The sequence below is a fragment of the Dethiosulfatibacter aminovorans DSM 17477 genome (genome assembly GCF_900142005.1).
Lineage (GTDB): Bacteria > Bacillota > Clostridia > Tissierellales > Dethiosulfatibacteraceae > Dethiosulfatibacter > Dethiosulfatibacter aminovorans.
Map to the genome: position 1 here is coordinate 80,971 of NZ_FQZL01000015.1, position 6,607 is coordinate 87,577.

At 39.9% G+C, this 6,607-nt stretch carries 7 protein-coding genes and 2 riboswitches; of the genes, 6 read left to right on the forward strand and 1 reads right to left on the reverse strand.

The window, feature by feature from the left end; genetic code table 11:
- The first annotated feature begins 64 nt into the window (after window positions 1–64).
- From BUB05_RS10895 to BUB05_RS10910, 4 genes are all read left to right on the forward strand, one after another.
- Window positions 65–1,297 carry an RNA-guided endonuclease TnpB family protein gene (locus tag BUB05_RS10895; RefSeq protein WP_425430043.1) on the forward strand — a complete coding sequence of 411 codons (1,233 nt, stop codon included), beginning with the start codon at window positions 65–67 and terminating at the stop codon, window positions 1,295–1,297.
- Between the two features lie 256 nt (window positions 1,298–1,553).
- Window positions 1,554–1,817, forward strand: coding sequence for a hypothetical protein (locus BUB05_RS18855; protein ID WP_073049643.1), 264 nt, complete (start codon window positions 1,554–1,556; stop codon window positions 1,815–1,817).
- Window positions 1,818–1,846: 29 nt separating this feature from the next.
- Complete coding sequence (locus BUB05_RS18860; RefSeq protein ID WP_073049644.1) at window positions 1,847–2,170, forward strand: TRAP transporter large permease subunit; 324 nt, start codon at window positions 1,847–1,849, stop codon at window positions 2,168–2,170.
- 16 nt (window positions 2,171–2,186) lie between these two features.
- The gene (locus tag BUB05_RS10910; RefSeq protein ID WP_094762871.1) at window positions 2,187–3,125 is read left to right on the forward strand and encodes an NAD/NADP octopine/nopaline dehydrogenase family protein; all 939 of its coding nucleotides are present in this window, start codon (window positions 2,187–2,189) and stop codon (window positions 3,123–3,125) included.
- 88 nt (window positions 3,126–3,213) lie between these two features.
- Here the strand turns inward: BUB05_RS10910 and BUB05_RS10915 are convergent, their stop codons facing one another.
- Window positions 3,214–4,326 (reverse strand): GGDEF domain-containing protein, encoded by a 1,113-nt coding sequence (locus BUB05_RS10915; protein WP_073049646.1) that lies wholly within the window; start codon window positions 4,324–4,326, stop codon window positions 3,214–3,216.
- Window positions 4,327–4,831: 505 nt separating this feature from the next.
- On the opposite strand from BUB05_RS10915, the gene BUB05_RS10925 reads away from it, so the two are divergent.
- Entirely contained in the window at window positions 4,832–5,149 is a 318-nt protein-coding gene (locus BUB05_RS10925) for a hypothetical protein (protein ID WP_073049648.1), read from the forward strand.
- Between the two features lie 180 nt (window positions 5,150–5,329).
- Window positions 5,330–5,499, forward strand: a riboswitch (cobalamin riboswitch).
- A 308-nt stretch (window positions 5,500–5,807) separates the two neighbouring features.
- Window positions 5,808–5,982: riboswitch (cobalamin riboswitch) on the forward strand.
- Window positions 5,983–6,162: 180 nt separating this feature from the next.
- Window positions 6,163–6,607, forward strand: a 445-nt coding sequence (locus BUB05_RS10930) for a DUF4430 domain-containing protein (RefSeq protein WP_139257994.1), incomplete at its 3' end; no start/stop codon positions are given.

A 6,607-nucleotide genomic window follows, 5' to 3' on the forward strand; every position in this document is an offset into this window, starting at 1 on the left:
AACATAATGAGTGAATGTATATAGTAAACTAGGAGAAGGAGAAGTGATGTTTATGGCCAAGAGAATGGCAGTCAAGGAAAAGAACAGGCTTTTGGCAGACCAAGGCAAGCAAGTTAAAAATTATGGCCTTGTTCTTCGTCTTTATCCTAATGATGAGCAGGCTGAATTAATCAATAAGACTGTAGGTTGTTCAAGACTGGTTTACAACATGTATTTGGCAGACCGTAAGGAAGACTATGAAGAACATGGATCTAGCCTTTCTGTAGCCAAGTATAAGAAAGAAGTATTGGTGCCATTAAAGTCATCGGAAGAATATGGTTTTTTAAAGGAAGTGGATAAATTTGCATTGGAAGTTGCTTGTGAAAACGTAGATGACGCTTACAATCGATTTTTCAAGGGTCAGAACTCGTTTCCACAATTCAGATCCAAACGAAAGGCGAAAAAAACATACACAACTAAAATGACAAACAACAACATCAAGGTCATAGGTTGTTCAAGCATTAAGCTGCCAAAGCTTGGTAAGGTAGGTCTTGCAAAACAAAAAACAAAAAGGAACAAGTATATTCTTAAGAAAATAAGAGAAGGCCGGATAAGAATACTCAAAGCTACCATAAGCCAAAAAGGAGCCCACTATTATGTTTCTTTGACCCTGGAAGAAATAGTAGACAAGGTTGAACCTTTGGATATCAGCCAAGTGGACATATCAAAAGTTATAGGTATTGATCTTGGTCTAAAAACATTCGCCACTGTCAATGATGGTACAGAAACGGAGTTTGTCAAAAAAGTCAAATATATTACAGAGTCAGAGGAGAAACTTGCCAAGCTGCAAAGAAAGTTGTCCCGGAAGCAGGTGGACTCCCAGAACTTCAAAAAAGCAAGGAACAAGATAGCTTCCTTACAGGAACATATAGCAAACCAGCGGAAAGACTTTGCCCATAAATTGAGTTCCCGGATAGCCAACGAAAACCAAGTGGTTGTAATGGAAAGTCTTAATATAAAAGGCATGGGCAGGAACCGGCGCTTGGCTAAAGCCATTTCAGATGCAGGATGGCACCAATTCCAAGGCTTCCTCAAGTATAAGCTGGAGTGGCAAGGCAAGCACCTTATAAAGCTGGCCCCATGGTATGCATCATCAAAGATTTGCTCAAATTGTCAGGAAAAGCATATAGCTCTTTCTCTAAACCATAGGGAATGGGTATGCAGCAAGTGTGGTACTGCTCATGAAAGAGATGAAAATGCAGCAATAAATATCCGTAATCAAGGATTAGAGACTTTAGGACTAATATCCATAGCATAAGATGTATCTAGAATGCCTACACCGTTGGGACAACGGGAAGTGCCTGACCCAAAAGGGTGTGCATCCAATATAGCGGATGCATAGGAGGTTGTGTCAGACTCGGATTTTAAAATCAGAGCAGTAACCTGTGAAACAGGAAAAAGTTTATTTCGCCGTAAGGCGGGTAAGAATCCTATGACTTCAGTCATGGGTAGTTCAAAAAACCAGGGAACTCAAAGGGGTTTACCTTATAATATTTACTATTGTAGGAGCATGCATGTCATTGTATCACCTGTATTCATCAGGCATTTCAATGCTCCCCCAGATGCAGCACAAGGCTATCCACTTGTCTTTTGCACTGGCTCTAACATATTTTCTATATCCTGCAGTTGCAGGCAAAAAGGACAAAATACCATGGTATGATTTTGTGTTCATAGGGCTCAGTATAGTAATAGGAGCATATATCACACTGGATTATTTCAACATAGTGTACAGGTTGGGAGATCCAAAGACCATGGATATCATCCTAGGTGGACAATAATACTGGTACTAGAAGCTACAAGAAGAACCATGGGATGGCCGCTGGTAATTGTGGCATTGACAGCACTGGCTTATGCTAAATTTGGACATTTGATACCTGGAGCGTTGGGACATAAGGAATATACAATAACCAGAATAATCGAGCACATGTTCCTCACATCAGAAGGTATTTATGGAGTTGCAATATATGTTACGTCAACATTTGTGTTCATATTCATACTTATGGGATCGCTGCTGGGAGCAACAGGAGGAGCCCAGGCATTCATCGACCTGACATTTTCTGTAACCGGCAGATTCAGGGGTGGTCCTGCAAAGGCAGCCATACTCGGAAGCGGTCTTATGGGAACCATATAGGGCAGTTCATTTGCAAATGTTGCAGGTACTGGAACGTTCACCATTCCATATTACGGATTCTGTAGAAGAGGCAATTGAAGGATGTAAACTCATTATGGTTGTTACACCTGCATTTGCCCATGAAGAGATAGCCAGATCATGTGCCAGGCACCTTGAGGATGGACAAATAATAGTCCTTAATCCGGGAAGGACTGGTGGAGCCATGGAGTTTTACAAGATTGTGAGGGAAATCAACCCTGAAATCAGAGTGACTGTTGCCGAAGCCCAGACACTGATATATGCCTGCAGGAGAAAGGGTGAATCGGAAGTGGTGATACATGGAACAAAGAAAACCGTATCTTTAGCAGCCCTCCCCAGCAGGGAAACACCAAAGGTCCTTGAAGAAGTGAACAAGTATTATCCGCAGTTTACAGCAGCGGAAAACGTGCTGGAAACCAGTTTGCTTAACATAGGAGCCATATTCCATCCGACACCCAGTTTGTTTAATATGGGAAGGATAGAGTGTCAGGACGACTTTAAATATTATATTGAGGGAATAACGCCATCAATAGCTAAGATACTTGAAAGGCTGGATGATGAAAGAGTTAGAATTGCCAAAATGCTGGATGTAAAGACTCTTACAACCAGGGAGTGGCTAAAGGCTGTATATGATGTGGAAAATGAAGACATGTACAGCACCATTCAGATGAATGAGGTTTATGCGAACATCGGGGCACCCAAAGAAGCTAATACGAGATATATTACAGAAGACATCCCAATGAGCCTCTTGCCTCTGGCAGAACTTGGAAGGCTGGTTGGTGTACTGACCCCTACAATGGATGAGATAATAGACCTTGCATCTACGATGCACAACAAAAACTACAGAAAGGAAGGGCGAAACCTTTCGAAGCTTGGAATTGACAATATGACAGTTGATGAATTGACTAGATATGTTGACGAAGGAAGTATTAATTAAACGAATAAATGAGAAAAACACCGTGAATGTTGGAGTTCACGGTGTTTTTAATGAGTTTTTAATCAGTTTCAATTCTATTCTACAGGTATCAAGACACTTGATGACTCTTGTTTTCGTACATTCGCTTGTCCACCAGGTTGATAATGTCTTCATAGCTTAAGTCGGTATCCGGCTTGTGTTCAAAGCAACCGTAGCTGAAGGTGATGGGAAACTCAATTTCCCCGGATTCGTGGAGGCAGCCCAGTTCCTTTTCAACTTTCTTCAGGCTTATTTCTATATCGTCACATTTGACATCTTCCAGGATGAGAATGAACTCATCGCCTGCATATCGTCCAACGACTTTGGCTTTTTTGAAATGTTTTTTCAATGAAACGGAGAATACCTGTAGGGCTGTATCACCGCTTAAATGTCCATAGGTGTCGTTTATTGATTTGAAATGATTCAGATCAAGCATCACCAGGGCAAAGGATTTGTTTTGATCCAGCATGTATTCCAGATAATCGTCTATTCTGTGGCGGCTTAAGAGTCCGGTTAAATAGTCCCTGGATGTGGATACTGTCTCAAGGAAGATATATGTGAGCATTACTGTCACAGCCATCATGGGCCACATGATGAAGACTCCGAAGAGCTGAACCTGTAGAAACGCAGCTATAACCGACATTGATATGTACAGCAGGAGAACCCATATTACTTCCTTCTGTATATGTGCTCTGTTTTTATAGGCCAAATAGCAGATATACATGAAAAGGGAAATGCAAATTATTGGCAGGAGCATCATGAAAGCTTCCCTGCTGTAGACATTGTCAGGGCTTACTGAGAATATTATTGGATGGTAGAAGTTGACTGTCAGCAATATGCCTGTAAGGGCAAAGGGATAGATATAGAACTTTCTTCTCCTCAACCTGTCGTAAGAGCCGAACATGTGATAGTCGATATAAGATGCAAGTATTGACGAGATCAGTGTTGTGGACCAGACAAAAATGAAATTAAAAAGGTAATTAAGGGTGTTCTGGCCTGGTATTCTGTCGAAGACCCATGACAGTATTTCCAGGATCAGCAGGAGGATTGTCATCCACAACAGCTTAAAGAAAAGATTACTTGATGTCCCTGTGGCTTCTTTTCTCATCTTTATTGTGAGATATAGAATCAGCAGCATGAATATGGAAAAGAAATTAATGTCAAATTTAAGGAAAAATTCCATGAAAATACCTCGAATCGGAAAATCGATGTTACTATTTCGCAATTAATACACTATTATATCATAAGTCCTATCAATTTGTTGTAAATTCCTGTGTAAAATTTTCTGTAATGATTCATACATTAATGGGTTCAAATATTCGCGGAAAATGTAAATTTCAATAAATTTATGGGAAAAATATTGCAACGTGAGATATATTTTGCTGTACGCTATTATTATGAATCTGACAGCTTGCTTTTTCCGGTAATTGAAGTATAATAAGATGAAGACAGGTAGTTGTAGACCGTCACAGTTTGAAATACATGAGAGGCTGATATGAAACTGAAGTATAAGGATAAGTTTAGAAAGGACTTATTGTACAGATACCTGGGAAAATTGAAATCATTTGATTTTGAGAAATTTCCAGTTGTAAAAGCGATGATGAATTATTTTAAGAAAGCCAAGATGATAGTGTTCATCAGCCTGTTTTTTTGCTTTGCATGGAATTGGAATCATAGAGGAAAGCATCATGATGCTTGGAAACTATCGCGGATTTGATGTTTGGTTTGGTGTAAGCAGTAAAATTAACAGTGATATGGGATTTGTAATGGGTGTATCCCTTATAGTGATTGCAATAGGATTGATGAACAGAAAGAAGATCTTTTATTATTCGGCTATTGCCGTTGTTTTCTCGTTTATGATTTATATAAGTGTTTCACTGGTGAGCATGAGAGATATGTTTGTGTCGTCTGTAGACCCTTCAGTAGCATTCTTCATGATAGCATATCTGATTCTTTATGGAGCGGTATTTGGAAATCTTATTATTACCATGAATGACAGTAAATAGTTATATGGGATTACACAAGAAATGAATATATATATAAGTCAGGAAGATTCCTGGCTTTTGGTGGAAAAAGAAAGCTAAAATATGTTTTGTTGTTTTGGCAACAATTTTTGCAAGTATTCCATGGAAAACGTATTGACTTTGTATTGGGCAAATGTTATACTCAATATCGGAAAAATGAATTTTATATTTTAAATTTTAGGTACCATTATCGGTTTAATAGGGAAAGTGAAAATCACTGCAGCCCCCGCTACTGTACACGGTGACGAATCCAAATCCACTGGAGAAATTCCGGGAAGGATGGAAGAGTATGATCCGCAAGCCAGGAGACCTGCCTGAATGTTTATGGAGCTTCGGAGGGAAGTGAGTCTGTATTTAGATTCTAAATTGGATGACCAGTGCCTTGCGAAAGCGAGGCACTTTTTTTAATAGTCTAAGAAAGTTAAAAATGTGTAATCCCTTGAAGCGTTGGTATTACACTTATAAGGAAACTTTCTACGACCTCTTAATAACCGTTTTGTTCACATGAAGCGTGAACACGGTTAACGCGGCAAAGCCGCTTTCTTGTTTACATGACGTTCAAGATAATTCCGGCTTCTGGGAATTATCATTCGATTGAACGTCAGATAATTCGAAGGACTCGATGTCCTGAGAATTCTAACTGAATATTTTAGTATCAGGTTTCATTATCGAAATAATAGGGAAAACGGTGCAATTCCGTTACAGCCCCCGCTACTGTAAGCATGGACGAGTCCCATGATCCACTGGAGAAATTCCGGGAAGGAGGGATAGGATGATATGCGAGTCAGGAGACCTGCCTGGTATGGCTTAGTTTACGGCGGGTGAATTATTTGTTAATAGGTTTCGTGAAAACTGAATATCAAAGAGACTCCCGTCAGGGAGTCTTTTTTTATGTAATATTCAATGATGGTTATTGTTTGGTAATTATTGTCGCGATATAAAAATAAATTATTAAGGCGGCAAATAAATTATAAATTTTGTATGAGGAGATTCGAATGAAAATGCTAGAAAAAATGTCAAAAAATTTAAGTATTGTGCTGGTACTGTCAATGCTTGCGGTTCTATTTGCGCCGGCATGCAATGTCACAGCAGAAGCCGTTGATACTGGGGCTTCTGCAACTGTTTCAGTGAACATGGCAGTGATAGGACCTGACGGAGAGGCGTTGTACAACTCTGCAAATGTTACGGGAGGAGCAATAACCGTAACTGACGATAACCAGTGGGGACTGACAGCTCTTGGAGTGCTGGACGCATCGGGAGTTGAATATGAATCCGGATACATGGACCCATGGGGTAACTATCCAAATTCGATTGCAGGAATAAGCAACGAAGGCGGAGGTGGACTAGGCTGGAACTACACGTATAATGATGAAGGTGCAACGATGCTGGCGGGTAATCAGGAAATCCAGGAAGGCGATACTATAATCTATTATTATATGT

Coding starts and splice junctions, on each gene's coding strand:
- BUB05_RS10895 (WP_425430043.1), top strand. CDS start 65: ATGGCAGTCAAGGAAAAGAACAGGCTTTTGGCAGACCAAGGCAAGCAA.
- BUB05_RS18855 (WP_073049643.1), top strand. CDS start 1,554: ATGTCATTGTATCACCTGTATTCATCAGGCATTTCAATGCTCCCCCAG.
- BUB05_RS18860 (WP_073049644.1), top strand. CDS start 1,847: ATGGGATGGCCGCTGGTAATTGTGGCATTGACAGCACTGGCTTATGCT.
- BUB05_RS10910 (WP_094762871.1), top strand. CDS start 2,187: ATGTTGCAGGTACTGGAACGTTCACCATTCCATATTACGGATTCTGTA.
- BUB05_RS10915 (WP_073049646.1), bottom strand. CDS start 4,326: ATGGAATTTTTCCTTAAATTTGACATTAATTTCTTTTCCATATTCATG.
- BUB05_RS10925 (WP_073049648.1), top strand. CDS start 4,832: ATGATGCTTGGAAACTATCGCGGATTTGATGTTTGGTTTGGTGTAAGC.